General features: G+C 73.2%; 16 protein-coding genes. 7 read left to right on the top strand and 9 right to left on the bottom strand.

Features of this window, described 5'->3' with window-relative positions:
• The first annotated feature begins 40 nt into the window (after positions 1-40).
• The 3 genes from dxs to L332_RS28480 all read left to right on the top strand — a co-directional run bounded on the left by dxs (position 41) and on the right by L332_RS28480 (position 3,349).
• A complete protein-coding gene (gene dxs / locus L332_RS28470) occupies positions 41-2,017 on the top strand; it encodes a 1-deoxy-D-xylulose-5-phosphate synthase (protein WP_021011764.1) in 1,977 nt (658 codons plus the stop codon).
• A gap of 63 nt (positions 2,018-2,080) precedes the next feature.
• Positions 2,081-2,491 (top strand): hypothetical protein, encoded by a 411-nt coding sequence (locus L332_RS28475; protein WP_021011765.1) that lies wholly within the window; start codon positions 2,081-2,083, stop codon positions 2,489-2,491.
• A gap of 57 nt (positions 2,492-2,548) precedes the next feature.
• Positions 2,549-3,349, top strand: a complete 801-nt coding sequence (locus L332_RS28480; protein WP_021011766.1) for an ADP-dependent NAD(P)H-hydrate dehydratase — start codon at positions 2,549-2,551, stop codon at positions 3,347-3,349.
• 16 nt (positions 3,350-3,365) lie between these two features.
• On the opposite strand, the gene L332_RS28485 is transcribed toward L332_RS28480, so the two are convergent.
• From L332_RS28485 to L332_RS28505, 5 genes are all read right to left on the bottom strand, one after another.
• Entirely contained in the window at positions 3,366-4,892 is a 1,527-nt protein-coding gene (locus tag L332_RS28485; protein WP_021011767.1) for a DUF7059 domain-containing protein, read from the bottom strand.
• 26 nt (positions 4,893-4,918) lie between these two features.
• Positions 4,919-7,060: a 3-hydroxyacyl-CoA dehydrogenase NAD-binding domain-containing protein gene (locus L332_RS28490; RefSeq protein WP_021011768.1), complete on the bottom strand. Its 2,142-nt coding sequence runs from the start codon at positions 7,058-7,060 to the stop codon at positions 4,919-4,921.
• Positions 7,060-8,244, bottom strand: coding sequence for a thiolase family protein (locus L332_RS28495; RefSeq protein ID WP_031224405.1), 1,185 nt, complete (start codon positions 8,242-8,244; stop codon positions 7,060-7,062). Before L332_RS28495 ends, L332_RS28490 begins: the two co-directional genes overlap by 1 nt.
• 93 nt (positions 8,245-8,337) lie before the next feature.
• Entirely contained in the window at positions 8,338-9,537 is a 1,200-nt protein-coding gene (locus L332_RS28500; RefSeq protein ID WP_052588784.1) for an HRDC domain-containing protein, read from the bottom strand.
• 43 nt (positions 9,538-9,580) lie between these two features.
• Positions 9,581-10,177, bottom strand: coding sequence for a DUF3000 domain-containing protein (locus L332_RS28505; protein WP_021011771.1), 597 nt, complete (start codon positions 10,175-10,177; stop codon positions 9,581-9,583).
• 22 nt (positions 10,178-10,199) lie between these two features.
• Between L332_RS28505 and L332_RS28510 the strand changes: the two genes are divergently transcribed.
• Positions 10,200-11,378 (top strand): alpha/beta hydrolase family protein, encoded by a 1,179-nt coding sequence (locus tag L332_RS28510; protein ID WP_021011772.1) that lies wholly within the window; start codon positions 10,200-10,202, stop codon positions 11,376-11,378.
• A 13-nt stretch (positions 11,379-11,391) separates the two neighbouring features.
• Here the strand turns inward: L332_RS28510 and L332_RS28515 are convergent, their stop codons facing one another.
• Together L332_RS28515 and L332_RS28520 are read right to left on the bottom strand one after the other, a co-directional pair.
• Positions 11,392-11,817, bottom strand: a complete 426-nt coding sequence (locus tag L332_RS28515; RefSeq protein WP_021011773.1) for a SufE family protein — start codon at positions 11,815-11,817, stop codon at positions 11,392-11,394.
• Positions 11,814-12,704 carry a sulfurtransferase gene (locus L332_RS28520; RefSeq protein WP_021011774.1) on the bottom strand — a complete coding sequence of 297 codons (891 nt, stop codon included), beginning with the start codon at positions 12,702-12,704 and terminating at the stop codon, positions 11,814-11,816. The genes L332_RS28515 and L332_RS28520 overlap by 4 nt, the downstream gene beginning before the upstream one ends.
• Before the next feature lie 131 nt (positions 12,705-12,835).
• Here L332_RS28520 and zapE point away from each other — a divergent pair, with 131 nt between their 5' ends.
• Positions 12,836-13,837: a cell division protein ZapE gene (gene zapE / locus L332_RS28525; RefSeq protein WP_021011775.1), complete on the top strand. Its 1,002-nt coding sequence runs from the start codon at positions 12,836-12,838 to the stop codon at positions 13,835-13,837.
• A gap of 5 nt (positions 13,838-13,842) precedes the next feature.
• Here the strand turns inward: zapE and L332_RS28530 are convergent, their stop codons facing one another.
• A complete protein-coding gene (locus tag L332_RS28530) occupies positions 13,843-15,048 on the bottom strand; it encodes a Na+/H+ antiporter NhaA (protein ID WP_021011776.1) in 1,206 nt (401 codons plus the stop codon).
• A 163-nt stretch (positions 15,049-15,211) separates the two neighbouring features.
• On the opposite strand from L332_RS28530, the gene L332_RS28535 reads away from it, so the two are divergent.
• Positions 15,212-16,444: an ammonium transporter gene (locus tag L332_RS28535; protein WP_021011777.1), complete on the top strand. Its 1,233-nt coding sequence runs from the start codon at positions 15,212-15,214 to the stop codon at positions 16,442-16,444.
• An 81-nt stretch (positions 16,445-16,525) separates the two neighbouring features.
• Here L332_RS28535 and L332_RS28540 read toward each other — a convergent pair whose 3' ends face one another.
• The gene (locus L332_RS28540) at positions 16,526-18,085 is read right to left on the bottom strand and encodes an HNH endonuclease signature motif containing protein (RefSeq protein ID WP_021011778.1); all 1,560 of its coding nucleotides are present in this window, start codon (positions 18,083-18,085) and stop codon (positions 16,526-16,528) included.
• Between the two features lie 233 nt (positions 18,086-18,318).
• On the opposite strand from L332_RS28540, the gene L332_RS0115845 reads away from it, so the two are divergent.
• Positions 18,319-18,582, top strand: a 264-nt coding sequence (locus tag L332_RS0115845; RefSeq protein ID WP_031224413.1) for an IS110 family transposase, incomplete at its 3' end; no start/stop codon positions are given.

Here is an 18,582-nt window from a genome sequence, read left to right on the forward strand (position 1 = left end):
TGGGGGCCTTTCCCATGTCGCTCGGTAGCATTGGGGGACTATGGCGCTCCTCGATCAGATCCACGGCCCGCGCGACCTCGACCGGCTCTCGCAGACCGAGCTGACCGAGCTGGCGGGGGAGATCCGCGCGTTCCTCATCCGCGAGGTCGCGCGCACGGGCGGCCACCTCGGCCCCAACCTCGGCGTCGTCGAGCTCACGATGGCGATGCACCGGGTCTTCGACTCGCCGCGCGACGCGTTCGTGTTCGACACCGGGCACCAGTCGTACGTGCACAAGCTCCTCACGGGCCGGCAGGACTTCTCGCGCCTGCGGCAGAAGGGCGGCCTCGCGGGCTACCCGCAGCGCGCCGAGAGCGAGCACGACATCGTCGAGTCGAGCCACGCATCCTCGTCCCTCTCGTGGGCCGAGGGCATCAGCCGGGCGTTCGACATCACGGGCCAGCACGACCGGGCGGTCGTGGCGGTCGTGGGCGACGGCGCCCTCACGGGCGGCATGACGTGGGAGGCGCTCAACAACATCTCCGACGACAACAGCCGCCGGCTCGTCATCGTCGTGAACGACAACGGCCGCTCGTACGCGCCGACCATCGGCGGCATGGCACGGTTCCTCAACGGCGTGCGCACGCGCCGCTCCTACGCGAACCTCCGCACCTCGAGCGAGCGGGCCTTCGCGAAGCTCGGCCGTCCCGGTCGCGCCGTGTACCGCGGCGTCCGCGGCGCGACGCACGGCTTCCTCACGCGCTTCGTCAACAACGAGGCGCTCTACTCGAACCTCGACATCAAGTACCTCGGCCCGATCGACGGGCACGACCTCGAGGCGCTCGAGGAGGCGCTCACGCAGGCGCGCGACTTCGGCGCTCCCGTCATCGTGCACGTCATCACGCAGAAGGGGCAGGGCTTCGACCCCGCCATCCGCGACGAGGCCGACCAGTTCCACGCCGTCGGGCAGATCGACCCCGAGACGGGCGAGCCGCTCTCGAGCGCGGGCCGCTCCGCGTGGACGTCCGTGTTCGCCGACGAGCTCGTCTCGCTCGCGAAGCAGGACGAGCGCATCGTCGGGATCACGGCCGCGATGCTGCGCCCGACGGGCCTCGACCGGCTCGCCGCCTACGACGCCTCGCGCGTGCTCGACGTCGGCATCGCCGAGCAGCACGCCGTCACGACGGCAGCCGGCCTCGCCTATGGCGGCCTCCACCCCGTCGTCGCGATCTACGCGACGTTCGTCAACCGAGCGTTCGACCAGGTGCTCATGGACGTCGCGCTGCACAAGGCGGGCGTGACCTTCGTGCTCGACCGGGCCGGGGTCACGGGCCCCGACGGGCCGAGCCACCACGGCATGTGGGACCTCGCGCTGCTGCAGTTCGTGCCCGGCATCCGGCTCGCCGCGCCCCGCGACGCCGCACGCCTGCAGGAGGAGCTGCGCGAGGCCGTCGCGGTGCAGGACGCGCCGACGGTCATCCGCTACCCGAAGGGCTCGGTGCCCAACGAGATCGAGGCGGTGCGCCGCACCGACGACGGCGTCGACCTGCTGCTCGAGGCTCCGCACCGCGACGTGCTCATCATCGCGATCGGCTCGTTCGCGCACCTCGCGATGGACGTCGCCCAGCGCGTCCAGGCGCAAGGGATCGGCGTGACGGTCGTCGACCCGCGCTGGGTCGTGCCGGTCGCGCCGTCGATCGTCGAGCTCGCGCGCGACCACCGCATCGTCATCACGCTCGAGGACGGCGTGCGCGTCGGCGGCATCGGCACGCGCGTGCGGCAGGAGCTCCGCGCCGCGGGCGTCGACACGCCGGTCGACGAGCTGGGCCTCCCGGATGCGTTCATCGACCACGCGGAGCGCTCCGAGATCCTCGAGGAGGTCGGGCTCTCGGCGCAGACGATCGCGCGGAACGTCATCCAGCAAGTGCTCGGCACCGGTCGCGTGCCGGTCGCTCGGCCGCTGCCCGAGGAGCGACCGCTCGTCCTGGGCACCCCCGACGAGGCCGACGCGTCGCGACCGGGCACCGTCGCCGACTGACGCTCTCCACAGGCCGGCGCGCACGCCGCCCGGCGTCGGTCGAGGTTGCGGTTCCCTGCCGCCATGGACGAACTCACGACCGAACGCCTGCTCGAGCTCGGCGACCTGCCGATCCTCGACGACGACGCGCTGCTCGACCGCGCCACGACGCTCATCGAGCGCGGTGCCGTGCGCCGCATGTGGCTCCTGTTGCTCGACGAGGAGCGCCGCCAGCTGCCGCTCCTGCCGCAGATCGAGGGCACGCCCGTCTCGCCCGACGCCGGCACCGCCGCGACGCTCGCCGCGCTCCTCACCGGCGTCGCGGAGGTCGCGGCCCACGTCGCGGTCGTGCTCGAGCGGCCGGGCTCGGCGCGCGCCACGCCCGACGACCTGGCCTGGGCCGACGCGCTCGTGCGCGCCGCCGGCCGCACGCCCGGCGTGCAGCTGCTCGGTGTGCTGCTCGCGCACGGCCGCGGCGTCGACGCGCTCTGGTGAGCGAGCGCAGCGGCGGCCGTCCGGCGACTGCCGAGGCGAGCGCCGTAGGGTGGCGGGATGCAGTGGCTGCGCGTGCCGGGCTCCGACGACGACAAGCGCTCGATGGGGGTGCTCGGCGTCATCACCGGCTCGGAGCGCTACCCGGGCGCCGCGGTGCTCGGGGTCGAGGCGGCATGGCGCACGGGCATCGGGATGGTGCGCCTGTGGGCACCGCGCCGCGTGCAGGACCTCGTGCTCGCGAGGCGGCCGGAGACGGTCTGCCACGCCCTCGACGAGCCCGCCGACGGGGTCGACGCGTGGCTGCTCGGCTCGGGCCAGGACGCGCGCGAGCGCGACCCGGCGCTCCGCTCGGCGCTGCTCGAGGCGCTGGCCGCCGGAGCCCCGTGCGTCGTCGACGCGGGCGCGCTCGACCTCGTTCCTGGCCACGCCGGGCCCGCCGTCGTCACGCCGCACGGGCGCGAGCTCGAGCGCATCCTCGAGCAGCTCGGCGCGCCGGTCGAAGCGGACGCGCGGATGCGCGCGGCGGCCGCCGCGGCAGCGCTCGACGCCGTCGTGGTCGCGAAGGGCGCCGCGACCCATGTCGTCGAGCCGAGCGGCGCCGCGACGACCGTCGAGGCGGCGACGCACCGCCTCGCGACCGCCGGCACGGGCGACGTGCTGGCCGGCATGCTGGGCGCCCTCGTCGCCGCGAACCCCGATGCGACGCGCGAGTCGGAGCGGCTCGCGTCGATCGCCGCCCTTGGCGTCGCGCTGCACGGGCAAGCGGCAGCGGCCGCAGCGGAGGGCGACCGACCGATCGCCGCGCTCGACGTCGCCGAGCACGTGCCGGCCGTGATCGCCGCGCGGCTCGAGCGCTGAGCCGGTCGCCGCGGCGTCAGTCCTCGAGCCGGCGCAGGAATCCCGTCAGCACGAGCTCGCGCACGCGCGGCAGCACGTCGGCGGCGAGCGCGGCCTCGTCGACCTCGAGCAGGCCGGCGATCGCCGTGAGCAGCGTGCCGACCGGCAGCTCGCCGTCGCTCGCGCCGACGAGCGCGGCGAGCGCGGTGTCGACCGAGAGGGAGCGCCCGAGCCCGCCGCCCTGGCGCAGCTCGATGACGTTGGGCCCGGCGGCGCCGGGCAGCTGGTGCCGCGCCTCGGTGACGTCGGGCGAGGCGACGAGCACGGTCTCGCGGAGCCCGTCGTCGTCGACGCCAGCGAGCCATGCTGCGTCGTCGAGCGCCGCCCGCAGGTGCGCCCCGACGTGCTCGAGGGCGACCGGCTGGCCGACGCGCTCGAGGCGCCGCAGCGGCGGGCGTCCGCCGCTCGCGCGAGCCGCGATCCAGCCCATGCCGATCGCGCTCACGCCCCTGGCGTCGAAGTCGTCGAGCCACGCGTCCGCGAGCCGCGGGAAGTCGGCGTCGCGGGGCAGCGTGCCGCCGTCCCGGAGCCACAGCTCGGCGTAGCGCACGGGGTCGAGCGACTCGCGCTCGATCGCCCAGAGGTCGAGGTCGTCGCTCGCCCACGCGCCGGCGCGCTCGAGGCCGTCGGCGCGGTAGATCCCATCAGCACCGACGACCGACTCCCAGTTGCCGAGCAGTCGAGCCTCGCCGGCGGGCGTCAGGTGCTCGGCGAGCCCGGCGACGACCTCGCCCATGAGCGCATCGCCCGTCCGGCCGGCGTCGCGGTACTCGAACGCCGGCACGTCCGGCTCGCGCGGCGTGATGACGAACGGCGGGTTCGAGGCGATGAGGTCGAAGCGCTCGCCCGAGACGGGCTCGAAGAGCGAGCCGAGCCGGGTCTCGATGCCGTCGACGCCGTTGAGGCGGGCGTTGAGCGCGGCGAAGCGCAGCGCGCGCTCGGAGACGTCGGTCGCGACGACGCGCCGCGCGAAGCGCCGCAGGTGCAGCGCGATGACGCCGCAGCCCGTGCCGAGGTCGAGCGCGGCATCCACGCGCGCGTCCGCGGGCGGCAGGAGCGACGCGAGCGTGCGCGCGGCGCCGCCGATGCCGAGCACGTGGTCGGGCCGCAGCGGGGCGACGCCGGCGAGCTCATCGAGGTCGCTCGCGATCCACCACTCGCCCTCGCCGAGCGCGTCGCGGTAGGCGTGGGGCCGGATCGCGAAGCGGGGTCGGGCCGAGTCGCCGTCGAGCTCGACGAGGCCGAGCGCGACCGCACCGTCGACGCCGAGCGCGGGGAGCGCATCCGCCAGCTCGTCCGTCGGCACGGGGTCGCCGAGCACGAGCGCTCGCAGCAGCGTCGAACGGGCGCCGGGAGAGCGCAGCGCCGCCCGGCGGGCGGGTGCCGCGACGGCGCGCGCGAGCGCCGCCTCGGCGTCGAGGCCCACGAGCGCACGGATGCCCTCGCCCGTGAGGCTCGCGGTCGCGAGGTCTCGGGCGAGGGCATCGATGTGCGCGGGGTGCATCCCGCCAGTCTGCCCGACGGTGCGGGTCAGGCCTTGACGCCCTCGATCCGCGGGTCGTGGAACGTGCCGCCGAAGACGCGCTCGGACGCGCCGACGCGGTCGAGGTAGGGCGTGATGCCGCCCATCTGGAACGGCCAGCCCGCGCCGAGGATCATGCACAGGTCGATGTCCTCGGCCGCCTCGACGACGCGGTCGTCGAGCATGCGCTTGATCTCGTCGGCGAGGCCGTCCTCGATGCGCAGCCGCAGCTCGTCGACCGAGAGGGGCACGGCGCCCTTGGGCGTGTGCTTCGCGACGATCTTCCGGGCGCGCTTGTCGATGCCCTTCGCCTCGCCCTTCGAGTCCTTCTCGAGCAGGACCCCCTGCTCGGCGAGCTCGTGGAGCGCCTTCGACTCGAAGAAGCGGTCGGGGAAGGCGCCGTGGTGCGTGTCGAGCACGTGGGCGCCGACCTTGAGGCCGACGAGGTCGAGGAGCACGAACGGGTCCATGGGGAAGCCGAACGCCTGCTGCGCCTCGACGACCGACTCGAACGGCGTGCCCTGCTCGACCGCGTGCATCGCCTCGCCGAGCAGCTTCGCGAGCACGCGGTTGACGACGAAGCCGGGGGTGTCGCGCGTGATGACGGCGTTCTTCTTCAGGTCCTTCGCGACCCGCATCGCGGTCGCGAGCGTCGCGTCGTCCGTCTGCGGGGTCTTCACGACCTCGATGAGCGGCATGACCGCGACGGGGTTGAAGAAGTGGAAGCCGACGAGGCGCTCGGGGTGCGCGAGCTTCGCACCGATCTGCTCGACCGAGAGGCTCGAGGTGTTCGTCGCGATCACCGCCGTCTCCGACAGGTGCGGCTCGACCTCGGCGAAGACCTGCTGCTTGACGGCGAGCTCCTCGAAGACGGCCTCGATGACCCAGTCGCACTCGGCGAAGTCGGCCTTGTCGACCGTGCCGCTCACGAGCGCGCGGAGGCGCTGCTGCTCGTCGCTCGAGATGCGACCCTTGTCGGCGAGCTTGTCGATCTCGCCGCGGATTCCCTCGAGCGCCTTGTCGACGCGCGACTGGTCGAGGTCGGTGATGACGACGGGCACCTGCAGGCGGCGCACGAAGAGCAGCGCGAACTGGCTCGCCATGAGGCCGGCGCCGATGATGCCGACCTTCGACACCTTCTTCGCGAGCTCCTTGTCGGGCGCGCCCGCGGGCCGCTTCGCGCGCTTCTGCACGAGGTTGAACGCGTAGATCGACGCGACGAACTGGTCGCCCGAGGCGAGGTCGGCGATCGCCTCGTCCTCGGCCGCGAAGCCCGCCTTCCGGTCGTTCTTGCGGGCGAGCTCGAGCAGCTCGAGCGCCCGGTACGGCGCGGCCGGCACGGTGCCGATGCGCTTCTGCAGCGACTCGCGCGCGATCCGCAGCGCGACGGGCCACTTGACCGTCCGCTCGATCGTGCCGGGCACGTGGCGCCGCTCGACCTTCTTGCCGCCGAGCACCTCGTCGGACCACCGCAGCGACGACTCGAGGAACGTCGCCGGCCCGAACATCGCGTCGGCGATCCCGAGCTCGAACGCCTCCGCGGGCTTCAGCATGCGGTTCTGCTTGAGCGGGTTCTCGATCACGACCTTGAGGGCGCTCTCGATGCCGATGAGGTTCGGCAGGATCGTCGCGCCGCCCCAGCCGGGGATGAGCCCGAGGAAGACCTCGGGCAGCGCGACCGCGGGAGCCGCCGCGTTGATCGTGCGGTAGTCGGCGTTGAGGCCGATCTCGAGGCCGCCGCCGAGCGCGAGGCCGTTGATGAACACGAAGGTCGGCACCGGCGCCTCGTGGAGGAGCCCGAGCACGCGGTGGCCGAGGCGCGGCAGCTCGGCCGCGGTCGCCCGGTCGGGGATGTCGGCGACGTTCGAGAGGTCGACGCCCGCGGCGAGGAAGTAGGGCTTCCCGGTCACGGCGATCGCGTCGATCTCGCCCGCCGCGCCGCGGGCGCGCTGCGCCTCGAGCACGTCACCGAGCTCGAAGAGCGTCTCGGGGCCGAGCGTCGACGGGCGCGTGTGGTCGCGGCCGTTGTCGAGCGTCACGAGCGCGAGGGTGCGGCCGGAGGCGAGGCGGACGTCGCGCACGTGGCTGTGGCTGACGACCTCGTCGAACGCCGCGGAGGCGAGGCGGGGGAACTCGTCGCGGATCGCCATCAGTTGCTCTTCCCGTAGCGCTTGTGGTGCGGGTTCTCCCAGATGACGGTGCCGCCCTGGCCGAGGCCCACGCACATCGCGGTGACGCCGTAGCGCACGTCGGGGCGCTGCTCGAACTGCCGCGCGAGCTGCAGCATGAGGCGCACGCCCGACGAGGCGAGCGGGTGGCCGATCGCGATCGCGCCGCCCCACGGGTTGACGCGCGGGTCGTCGTCGGCGATGCCGAAGTGGTCGGTGAACGCGAGCACCTGCACCGCGAAGGCCTCGTTGAGCTCGAACAGGCCGATGTCGTCGATCGACAGGCCCGCCTTGCGGAGCGCCTTCTCGGTCGAGGGCACCGGGCCGATGCCCATGATGTCGGGGTCGACGCCCGCGAACGCGAACGAGACCATCCGCATCTTGGTCGAGAGGCCGAGCTCCTTCGCGGCCGAGGCCGAGGCGACGATCGACATCGTCGCACCGTCGTTGAGGCCGGATGCGTTCCCGGCGGTCACGCGCCCGTGGTCCCGGAACGGGGTCTTCAGGCCCGCGAGGCCCTCCATGGTCGTCTCGGGGCGCGGCGCCTCGTCGGCGGTCGCGAGGCCCCAGCCCTCGGGGGTCTGGGTCGCGACCGGGATGAGGTCGGGCGTGATGTGGCCGGCCGCGAGGGCTGCCGCGTACTTCTGCTGCGACGCCATCGCGTAGCGGTCCGAGCGCTCCTTCGTCAGGTGCGGGTAGCGGTCGTGGATGCGCTCGGCGGTCTTGCCCATGTTGAGCGCGTCCATCGAGACGAGCTTCTCGGAGACGAAGCGCGGGTTCGGGTCGGCGTCGAGGCCCATCGGGTGGTGGCCCATGTGCTCGACGCCGCCGGCGATCGCGACGTCGTAGGCGCCGAAGGCGATGCCGCCCGCGACGGTCGTCACGGCGGTCATCGCGCCCGCGCACATGCGATCGAGCGCGTAGCCCGGCACCGTCACGGGGAGGCCCGCGAGCATGCCGACGGTGCGCCCGAGCGTGAGGCCCTGGTCGCCGGTCTGGGTCGTCGCGGCGATCGCCACGTCGTCGACCCGGTCGAGCGGCAGGCTCGGGTTGCGCTCGAGGAGCCCCGTGAGCGCCTTGACCGCGAGGTCGTCCGCTCGGGTCTGCCAGTACATGCCCTTCTCGCCCGCGCGCCCGAATGGGGTGCGGACGCCGTCCACGAACACGACGTCGTCGTTGGCCACTGTGCCTCCTGGTTGGGTGGTTGCGGCATCAGTGTAGGAAGCCCGCACTGCAGGCCGTGCGGCGGTTGCCGCTTCCTACGAGTCGGCCTCGGGCACCTCGGCGGGCGCTTGGTCGGCCTCTACAAAGGCGTCGGCGATCCTCTGTGCGGTCGCCGCAACCTGCCACGGCCTCGCCTCGCGGGCGCGCAGGGCCTCGGCGATCGCATCGGGCGTGGCATCGATGGGGTCCCACGCGAGGCGCCGCAGCGTGTCGGGCATGAGCACGTTCTCCGCCGGGATGGCGAGCTCCTCCGACACCTGCTGCAGCACGGCGCGCGCCGCCTTGAGCCGCGCGTCGGCCTCGGGGCGCCGCTGGCGCCAGAAGCGCGGGGGCGGCGGCTCGTCGCTCTTGACGCGCAGCGCCGGCAGGTCATCACTCGAGCGGCCCGCCTCGATCGCCCTCCACCAGCGGTCGAGCTCCGCCCGGCTCGCGCGGCCGGTGAAGTCCTTGCGCGCGGCGAGGCGCTGCTTCGCGTCGATGCCGGCGGTCGCGGCGACGAGCAGCGAGCGGTCGGGCACGAGCCGGCCGGGCGCGGTGTCGGTCTCGCGCGCGAGCGCGTCGCGGGCGAGCCACAGCTCGCGCGCGACGGCGAGCTGGCGGCGGTCGCGGATGGTGTGGAGGCCCGAGAGGCGGCGCCACGGCTCCGGCGCGGGCGGCTTCGGGCGCCGCTCGAGGGCGTAGGCGAACTCCTGCTCGGCGATCTCCCGCTTGCCCTGCGACTCGAGCTCCGCCGCGAGCGCGTCGCGCGCATCCGGGAGCACCTCGACGTCGAGCGCGGCGTACTCGAGCCACGACTGCGGGATGGGCCGAGTCGACCAGTCGCTCGCGCCGTGCTCCTTGCGCAGCCGCAGGCCGACGAGCCGCTCGGTCACGGCGGCGAGGCCGACGCGCTCGAAGCCGGCGAGCCGGGCGCCGAGCTCGGTGTCGAAGAGGGTCGCGGGCTCGAGCCCGATCTCGCGCAGGCACGGGAGGTCCTGGCTCGCGGCGTGGATGATCCACTCCTCGGCGCCGATCGCCTCCTGCACGGGGGAGAGGTCGTCGACCGCGATCGGGTCGATGAGCACGGTGCCGCTCCCGCGCCGGTGCAGCTGCACGAGGTAGGCGCGCGAGCTGTAGCGGAAGCCGTTCGCCCGCTCGGCGTCGACGGCGACCGGCCCCGTGCCCGCCGCGAGCCGGTCTGCCGCGCGCCGGAGCGCATCCGCGTCGACGATGACGTCGAACGGGCCCTGCGCCACCGCGTGCGGGAGCTGCGGCGCCTCGGTCTCGGGCTCGGCCGCGTCAGCCACGCGATCGCCTGTGGGCGTCGAGGCCGGCGGCGCCGGGCTGCACGGGGAGGCCGGCGATCGCGCACAGCAGGTCGGTCCAGGCGGTGAGGTGCGCGCCGAAGTCGCGACCCGTCGGCGTCCACGAGGCGCGCAGCTCGATCTGCGCGCCGTCGCCCTGCGCGGCGAGCTCGCCGAAGCCGCTCGAGAGGATCTTCGTCGCGGTGCCCGACTCGGAGTGGTACTCGGCGTGCCGCTGCTCGAGGGCCTCGAGCAGATACGTCCAGGTGACCTCGGCGAGGAACGGGTCGACGCCGATCTCGGGGTCCTGCGACGCCTGCGTGAAGCTCACGATGCGGAAGTCGCCGCCCCACGCCTCGGGCTCCTCGGGGTCGTGCATGAGGATGAAGCGGCCGGTGCCGATGTCGGAGTCGCGGCCGTGGACGGGCACGCCGACATCGGCCGCGATGGCGAAGGAGTGCGGCGCGATGCGGCCGGGGGCCGGGATCTCGCGCACCGACAGCTCGCTGCGCAGCTCCGCGCGCCGCAGCTGGTCGATCGCGGCGCGGAAGGCCTCGGGCTCCGCACCGGGTGCTGCACTGCTCGTGTCCACCCGGCAAGACTACGATTCGAGGGTGACCGACCAGGCGAGGCGCGCCGCCGCCCGAGACCGGCGAGCGGGCCGCGTGGCCCTCGCCGCGGGCGGCGCGGTCGTCGCGGGCGCCGCGCTCGCCGTGACGGGCGCCTCCGCCGTGCTCGCCTCGATGCTCGTGACGCTGCCGCGCGAGCAGCCCGACGACGTCGCGGTGCTCGGCCTCGAGGAGCGCGGCGTGCGGCTCGCGCGCACGCTCGACACCGCGCTGCCCGGCGCCTATGCGCTGCGGGTCGGCGAGCGCATCGTCGTGCTCGGCGCGGTCGTCGAGGCGGACGGCTCGAGCGTCGTTCGCCAGGTCGACGACGAGGCGCGCGCGGTGCTCGAGGGCGTCTCGGCGGCGCGCTGGTCGGGCTACGTGCTGCACGAGCCGGAGCAGGTGACGGATGCGGTGGAGCACGCGGTCGTGCCGACCGAGGTGGGCGGCGCCCCGGCGTGGGTGATGGGCGACCAGTCGGCCGGGACGTGGTGCATCCAGGTGCACGGGCGGGGCGTGACGCGGCACGAGACGATCCGAGCGGCATCCATCTACCTCTCGCGCGGGATCCCCGTCATGGCGGTGTCGTACCGCAACGACTCGGAGGCGCCGCCGAGCCGCGACGGCAAGCTGCGGCTCGGGCTCGACGAGTGGCGCGATGTCGACGACGCCATCGGGCTCGCCGTCGCGCGCGGGGCACGGCGGATCGTGCTGCACGGCTGGTCGATGGGCGGGCAGATCGCGCTGCAGGTCGCGCGCCGCTCGCGCCACCGACGGCGCATCGCCGCGGTCGTGCTCGACTCGCCCGTCGTCGGCTGGCGGCCGACGCTGCTGCTGCAGGTGGGGCTCCTCAAGCTGCCTGCGTGGCTCGCGTCGAGCGCCGTGCGGCTGCTCGAGTCGCCCGCGTCGCTGCTGAGCGGCAGCCGCAGCCTCGACTTCGACGAGCTCGACAACGTGCTGCACGCCGATGCGCTCTCGCAGCCGATCCTGCTGCTGCATTCGGCCGACGACGGCTTCGTGCCCCCGGATGCGTCGCGGTCGCTCGCCGAGGCGCGGCCCGACCTCGTCGACTACCGCGAGTGGACGGTGGCGCGGCACACGAAGCTGTGGAACCTCGACCGCGCCCGCTACGAGCGCGAGGTGGGCGAGTGGCTCGACGAGACGCTCGCCCGCGCGGGGGCCTGAGGCCCCGGCAGGCTCAGCCGGCGGACTGCTCGCGCACCTGCCGCTGGATGCGCCCGAGCATGCCCGCCATGCCGCGCAGGCGCAGCGGTGAGACGGCGCGGTCGAGGCCGAGGAGCCGCGGCATGTCGGCGGGCACCGCGAGCACCTCGTCGACGCTCGCGCCCTCGAGCCCCTGCACGAGGATCGACGCGAAGCCGCGCGTCGTCGGCGCCTCCTCGGGCGCCGTCGCGTGCACGTGCACCGCCTCGTCGACCTCGACGAAGAGGAAGACGGGCGACTGGCACTCGGCGACGCGCTCCCCGAGATCGGGGTGGTCGGCGTAGCGCTCGGGCAGCGGCGGCAGGTCGTCGGCGTACTCGAGCAGCAGCTGCAGCCGGTCCTGCTCGGCCATCGACTGGAACGCATCCACCGCGTCCTGGAGCGCGGGCGTGAGGCTCATCGCGACGGCACCTCTCCGGGCTCGGCGCCGATCGCGATCGGCACCCCGACGAGCGAGCCCCACTCCGTCCACGAGCCGTCGTAGTTGCGCACGCGCGGCAGCCCCAGCAAGTGCTGCAGCACGAACCACGTGTGGCTCGAGCGCTCGCCGATGCGGCAGTAGGCGATGACGTCGTCGGCGCCCCGCAGCCCCGCACCGTCGAGGTAGATCGACTCGAGCTCCTCGCGCGAGCGGAACGTGCCGTCCTCGTTGACCGCCTTGCCCCACGGCACGCTCGCCGCGGTCGGGATGTGGCCGGCGCGCAGCGCCCCCTCCTCGGGGTAGGCGGGCGCGGTCGTGCGCTCGCCCGAGTACTCCTCGGGGCTGCGCACGTCGACGAGCGGCTTGCCGAGGTGCTGCAGCACGTCGTCGCGGAAGGCGCGGAGCGTCGCGTCGTCACGCGGCGTGACGGGGTAGTCGACCGCGGGACGCGTCGGGCGCTCGCGCGTGAGCTCGCGGCCCTCGGCGATCCACTTGTCGCGGCCGCCGTCCATGATGCGGGCGTCGTCGTGGCCGTAGAGCGCGAACACCCACAGCGCGTAGGTCGCCCACCAGTTCGCCTTGTCGCCGTAGAAGACGACCGTCGTGTCGCGGCCGATGCCCTTCGAGCCCAGCAGTCGCGCGAACTCCTCGGGGCTCACGTAGTCGCGCAGCACGGGGTCGTTGAGCTCGGTGTGCCAGTCGATCTTCACGGCGCCGGGGATGTGGCCGACCTCGTAGAGCAGCACGTCCTCGTCGGACTCGACGATCACGACATCGGGGTCGTCGAGGTGCGCGGCCACCCACTCGGTCGACACGAGCCGCTCGGGCGCGGCGTACTCGGCGAAGCGGGGCTCGGACTCGGGCATGGATGCTCCTCCTGCGGGGCTGGCGGGACGTCGAGGGGCGGATCGCGCTCTCGGTAGGCTTCTGCGATGGGAGAACGCCATCCTCCCACTCCATCTTCCCCGCGGCGCTCGGCGCCGATGAAGGAGCGCGCATGTCCGCACCGATCTCGCTCGTCGATCGCCGGCCGCAGGCCGACGCGGAGCAGATCGTCGCGAGCCTCGTGCCGCCGCCGCAGTTCGACGGCGCGACGTTCGACTCCTACCGGCCCGACCCCGCGCATCCGTCGCAGTCCGAGGCGCTCGAGCGGATGCGCGAGCTCGCGACCGTGTGGACGTCGCCCAAGCGCGGCCTCTTCAAGCGCCGCGCGCCCGAGGTCAAGCCCGGCATCTACCTCGACGGCGGCTTCGGCGTCGGCAAGACCCACCTGCTCGCGGCCCTCTGGAAGTCGATGCCCGGGCCGAAGCGCTTCGGCACGTTCATCGAGTACACGGCGCTCGTCGGGGCGCTCGGCTACGCCGAGACGGTGCGCGCGCTGCAGGGCTCGACGATCGTGTGCATCGACGAGTTCGAGCTCGACGATCCGGGCGACACGATGGTCATGACCCGCCTGCTCGGCGAGCTCGTCGCGAACGGCACGAAGCTCGCCGCGACGAGCAACACACCCCCGAACGCGCTCGGCGAGGGCCGCTTCGCGGCCGCCGACTTCCTGCGCGAGATCCAGGCGATCGCGGATCGCTTCCAGATCATGCGGATCGACGGCGACGACTACCGCCACCGCGACGTCTCGGGCCACGCGCCCGTCACCGACGACGACGCCATCGCGGGCGAGCTCGAGCGCATCGGCGGCACGGTCGCGCTCGACGACTTCGACGCGCTCATCGCGCACCTCTCGCACGTGCATCCCTCGCGCTACGTCGGCCTCGTCGACGGCGTGCGGGCGCTCGGCCTCCGCGGCGTGCGCGTGCTGACCGACCAGAACGACGCGCTGCGGCTCGTCGCGCTCGTCGACCGGCTCTACGACGCGCAGGTCGCGCTGCGCGCGAGCGGCGTGAGCCTCGATCGCGTCTTCAGCGACGAGATGCTCGGCGGCGGCTACCGCAAGAAGTACCTGCGGGCGATCTCCCGCCTGCACGCGCTCGCCGGCGAGGGCTGAGCCGGCTACTCCGCGTCGGTGCGGCGCCGCTGCTCGTCGGCGTCGAGCGCCGCGCGCTCGCCCGTGTCGACCGAGGGGTAGCGGCGGTCGAGCAGCGCGATGTAGGTGCCGCCGACGACGGCCGAGATGAGCGAGCCGGCGAGCACGCCGAGCGTGCCCTCGACGATGAGCTCGGGCGTCGAGCGGTGCGCGAGCTCGTTCATGAGCAGCGAGACGGTGAAGCCGATGCCGCCGAGCAGTCCGACGCCGATGAGCTCGGGCACCCGCACGCGCGACTCGCGCGGCACGCGCAGCGCCGCTTGGCCGATGAGCCCGGCGATGCCGATGCCGAAGAGCTTGCCGACCGGCAGGGCGATCACGATCGCCCAGAAGACGGGGCTCAGCTCGCCGAGCGGCACCTGCGGGATCGCCACGGAGGCGGAGACGAACGCGAACAGCGGCAGCACGATGCCGTTCGAGAGCGGCTCGAGCTGCACGCGACCCGACTCGGCGGGTGCGGGGGAGAGCACGAGGCCGAGCGCGACGCCCGCGATCGTCGCGTGGATGCCGCTCATCGCCACGAGCCACCACGTCACGAGCGCGACGACGACGAGGAGCGCCTTGAAGGCGACGCTCCCGCGGCGGGAGCGGTACACGCGGCCGAGCAGCCAGAACACGGCGACGCCGACGGCCGCGGCGCCGAGGTGCGGGATCGAGAGCGACTCGGTGAAGAAGACGGCGATGAAGAGGATGCCGATGAGGTCGTCGATGACTGCGAGGGCGAGCAGCAGCGCGCGCACGCGCGGCGGCAGGCGCTTGCCGAACAGCGCGAGCACCCCGAGGGCGAACGCGATGTCGGTCGCGGTCGGGATGGGCCAGCCCTGCGCGCCGTCGGCGCCCGCGACGTTGAAGTAGATGAGCGCCGGCAGCGCGACGCCGCCGAGCGCCGCGATCGTCGGCACCGCCGCCTTCGACAGCGAGTTGAGCTCGCCTTGCGTGAACTCGTAGCGGAGCTCGACCGCGACGACGAAGAAGAAGACGACGAGCAGGCCGTCGGTCACCCAGTGCGCGGCCGAGAGGTCGAGCCCGAAGACGGGGAACGGCAGGTGGGCGCCCTTGAGCTCCTGCAGGCCCGGTCCGAGTCCCGTGTTGGCGACCACGAGGCCGAGGATCGCCGCTCCCAGCAGCAGCATCGCCGACACCTGCGGGTTGCGGATCCAGGAGAGCGCCATGCCTTCGATCCTTTCATCCAGGGGGAGCGCCCGGCGCCCGAAACGCGCCCGTAACAGCGCCGCGCATCCGTTCACGAACTGGAAACGCACGCGCGCAGCCCGGCGAAACAGGGCGGGAGGATGCTCGGCTCACGTCCCTTCCAAGACCCTCAAGGAGCACCCCATGGATGCAGGCAGCATCGCCTTCGGCGTCGTGGCGACAGCCCTCGTGCTGTTCATGACGCCCGGGCTCGCGTTCTTCTACGGCGGCCTCGTGCGTGCGAAGAGCGTCATCAGCATGATGATGATGTCGTTCGGGGCCATCGGCCTCGTCGGCACCCTCTGGATCCTCTACGGGTTCAACATGGCGGCGGTCGAGTCGCCGCTCGCCTTCTCGGGCAACCCGTTCAGCGACTTCGGCCTCGCGGCGCTCGCGGCCGGCGAGAGCGCGAACACCGATCTCGTCGGCGTCGCCTACGGCTCGACCTTCGCGATCATCACGGTCGCGCTCATCTCGGGCGCGATCGCCGACCGCGCGAAGTTCGGCGCGTGGATGCTCTTCGCGGGCGCCTTCGCGACGCTCGGCTACTTCCCGATCGCGGCGTGGGTGTGGGGCGGCGGCTGGGCGTACTCGCTCGGCGAGCTGCTCGGCCTGCCGGCCGTGATCGACTACGCGGGCGGCACCGCCGTGCACATCAACGCCGGCGCCGCGGCGCTCGCCCTCACGTTCGTGCTCGGCAAGCGCATCCGCTTCGGGAAGGGCGAGCACAAGCCGCACAACGTGCCGTTCGTCATCCTCGGCGCCTCCATCCTGTGGTTCGGATGGTTCGGGTTCAACGTCGGTGCGGAGTGGTTGAACGGCCTCGGCAACGCGGGCCTCATCACGCTCAACACCATCGGAGCGACCGCCGCCTCGATCTGCGCCTGGCTGCTCGTCGAGAAGCTCAAGGACGGCAAGCCCACCTCGGTCGGCGCCGCCTCGGGTGCCGTCGCGGGCCTCGTCGCGATCACGCCGGCGTGCGCCAACCTCACGCCCGGCTGGGCGCTGCTGCTCGGTGCGCTCTCCGGAGCGCTGTGTGCCCTCGCGGTCGAGCTGAAGTTCAAGCTCGGCTTCGACGACTCGCTCGACGTCGTCGGCATCCACCTCGTCGGCGGCATGCTCGGCACCGTCTACCTCGGCTTCTTCGCGACCGACACGGGCATGCTCGTCGGCGGCGGCATCGGCCAGCTCGTCGTGCAGCTCATCGCCTCGCTCGGCGTGATGCTCTACGCCTTCGTGGTCGCGTTCGCGATCGGCTTCGCGATCGAGAAGACGATCGGGTTCCGCGTGAAGCACGAGGACGAGCTCGCGGGCGTCGACCTCATCGTGCACGGCGAGGAGGCCTACGAGTACGAGCTCGAGCGCGCGAACGCCTGAGCAGATCTCGGTCGGGGCCCCGGGCGCACGCCCGGGGCCTCATCGCGCGCCGGGTGCGTGTCGAGCGCTTGGAAGGACGGGTCAGCGTGCGGCGCCGGTGAGGTCGCAGGTGCAGTCCTTGAGGTGTGCCCATGGCGGGTCGCTCGCGGTGCAGCGGGCGGGTTGGTCGCTCGTGAGGTCCCAGATGTCGACGCCGCGGTCGACGAACGCGGGTCCGGCGGGCTCTGGCTCGTCGAGGTAGATCTTCCCTGTGGGACTGGTCCATTCGAGGACGCCTTGGTCGAGCTGGCGGACGGTCCAGGCGGTGGCGTGCTTCATGAGGTGGTGGCGGCGGCAGAGGTGGGCGAGGTTTCGGATGCTGGTGGGTCCGCCGTCGGCGTGGGCGATGGTGTGGTCGGCGTCGGCGCGGGAGACGCGGTTGGTGCAGCCGGGCCAGCGGCAGCGGCCGTCGCGGCGCTGGAGCCAGCGGCGCATGGCCCGGTTGGGCTTGTACGTGTCGACCGCGACCGGGACCCCGGTGACCGGGTGGAGGAACAGCCGCTCCCAGGTGATCGTCTCGGAGGCCAGGGCTCGCACCGTGGCCGCGTCGACGAGCGCCCCGCCCTCGAGGGCACCGGAGAAGCGCAGCTGCGGCTCATCCTCGTCGTCGGTCTGCTTCAGCAGCTCCGTCGCGGGGATCGTGATCGTGACCGTTGCCGAGATCGGGTTGATGCGGTGGAGGTCGTCCGGCGTCTGCCCGGTGAGGAGCGTCTCCATGAGCGCATCGAAGCGGTACTGGTCGAAGGTGCGCGGGTCGTCCTTCGGCTTCCCGCGGGCGGCGTCGGTCGTCCGGTTGAAAGCGCCGTGGATGGTCACCGACGGGCCCGACAGCGACAGCGTCGAGACCCCGTCGTCGTGGTCTTCGACCCAGGCGCGGCGCTGCTCGACCGCCCGGTCATGGCGGCGCTGGAGCGGCTCGGCCATCGCCCGGTCCACGATCCGCCGGGCGCGCGAGCGCAGCTGCGAGGGGGTGACCCGTTCGGCGATCTCGACCAGCTCCGCCTCGACCCTCGCGCGGTCGGCCGGGTCGACGGCCGGGTCGGTGCGGAGCGCTTCGGTGGCCTGCTCGATCGCGCGCAGGTGCGTGCCGGTGATGCGGCCGGCCTTGTGGGACGCGTGGGCGGCGGGCAGGTCGGTGACGGTCGTCCACGCCTCGACCAGCCTCCGCTCCATGGCGCGGTCGGAGAGCCGCAGCTCGGCCGCGAGGATCGAGGCGCTCTCCTTCACGGCCATGCCGACGTCGCCGCCAGCGTCGCGCAAGTGCTGGAGCTCGGCGGCGAGGACCTCCCGGTGCTCGGCCTCGAGCCGGGCGCGGCGCTGTTCGATCGCCCGGATCCGGCCGGCGAGCGCCTCCTGCCGCCGCACCGACTCCGGCCGCTCCGCCGCGGGCACCGTGCCCGGCAGCGGCGGCACCTCCATGCGGCCGGCGATGACCTGCTCGACCTCCGCATCGCTCAGGCGAGCGAGCCGCTCCGCCCAGTCCCGGTCGTAGGCGGCCAGCTCCTCCTCGAGCTCATCGGCGGTGCGGCCGCGCGGGTCGATCGCCCCGGCACGGATCGACGCGATGTACTCCTCCGCATCGAGCCCCGACCACTCATCCATGCACGCATTCCACCACGCACCACTGACGTTGATGATGGAGATGCTCGTCGGTCGTGTGGCTCAGCCACTGACTGACTTCGTGTCTTTCACTTGATCTGTCCACGGCCGACGAGCTTCTGCAAGTAGGTGCCGGCCAGACGGTCATGACCTCATAGGAGCCTGGTTCAGAGGCCCCATCAACGTCCTGTCTGCCCGCCTGGCCGGGTGCCCAGAGATGAGATGAGGGCTCAACCATGATGGCAAGCCAGGACCGAGAAGTCATCGTCGGCGTGGACACGCACGCCGACACGTTGCACGCGGCGGTGGTCGATGCGACAGGGCGCCGGCTCAGCGATAGCGGGTTCCCCGCGACCGGCGCCGGCTACGCCGCGCTGCTCGCGTTCGCTGGCTCCTTCGGCCGCATCCGTCGCGTCGGCGTCGAGGGCACCGCCTCGTACGGCGCCGGTCTCGCTGATCATCTCCGGGCGGCGGGTGTCGACGTGCGGGAGGTGATCCGG

The organism is Agrococcus pavilionensis RW1, assembly GCF_000400485.1.
Taxonomy (GTDB): Bacteria; Actinomycetota; Actinomycetes; order Actinomycetales; family Microbacteriaceae; genus Agrococcus; species Agrococcus pavilionensis.

Excerpts from the sequence above, each read along its gene's own strand:
- dxs (WP_021011764.1), top strand. The coding sequence starts at position 41 with ATGGCGCTCCTCGATCAGATCCACGGCCCGCGCGACCTCGACCGGCTC.
- L332_RS28475 (WP_021011765.1), top strand. The coding sequence starts at position 2,081 with ATGGACGAACTCACGACCGAACGCCTGCTCGAGCTCGGCGACCTGCCG.
- L332_RS28480 (WP_021011766.1), top strand. The coding sequence starts at position 2,549 with ATGCAGTGGCTGCGCGTGCCGGGCTCCGACGACGACAAGCGCTCGATG.
- L332_RS28485 (WP_021011767.1), bottom strand. The coding sequence starts at position 4,892 with ATGCACCCCGCGCACATCGATGCCCTCGCCCGAGACCTCGCGACCGCG.
- L332_RS28490 (WP_021011768.1), bottom strand. The coding sequence starts at position 7,060 with ATGGCGATCCGCGACGAGTTCCCCCGCCTCGCCTCCGCGGCGTTCGAC.
- L332_RS28515 (WP_021011773.1), bottom strand. The coding sequence starts at position 11,817 with ATGAGCCTCACGCCCGCGCTCCAGGACGCGGTGGATGCGTTCCAGTCG.
- L332_RS28520 (WP_021011774.1), bottom strand. The coding sequence starts at position 12,704 with ATGCCCGAGTCCGAGCCCCGCTTCGCCGAGTACGCCGCGCCCGAGCGG.
- zapE (WP_021011775.1), top strand. The coding sequence starts at position 12,836 with ATGTCCGCACCGATCTCGCTCGTCGATCGCCGGCCGCAGGCCGACGCG.
- L332_RS28530 (WP_021011776.1), bottom strand. The coding sequence starts at position 15,048 with ATGGCGCTCTCCTGGATCCGCAACCCGCAGGTGTCGGCGATGCTGCTG.
- L332_RS28535 (WP_021011777.1), top strand. The coding sequence starts at position 15,212 with ATGGATGCAGGCAGCATCGCCTTCGGCGTCGTGGCGACAGCCCTCGTG.
- L332_RS28540 (WP_021011778.1), bottom strand. The coding sequence starts at position 18,085 with ATGGATGAGTGGTCGGGGCTCGATGCGGAGGAGTACATCGCGTCGATC.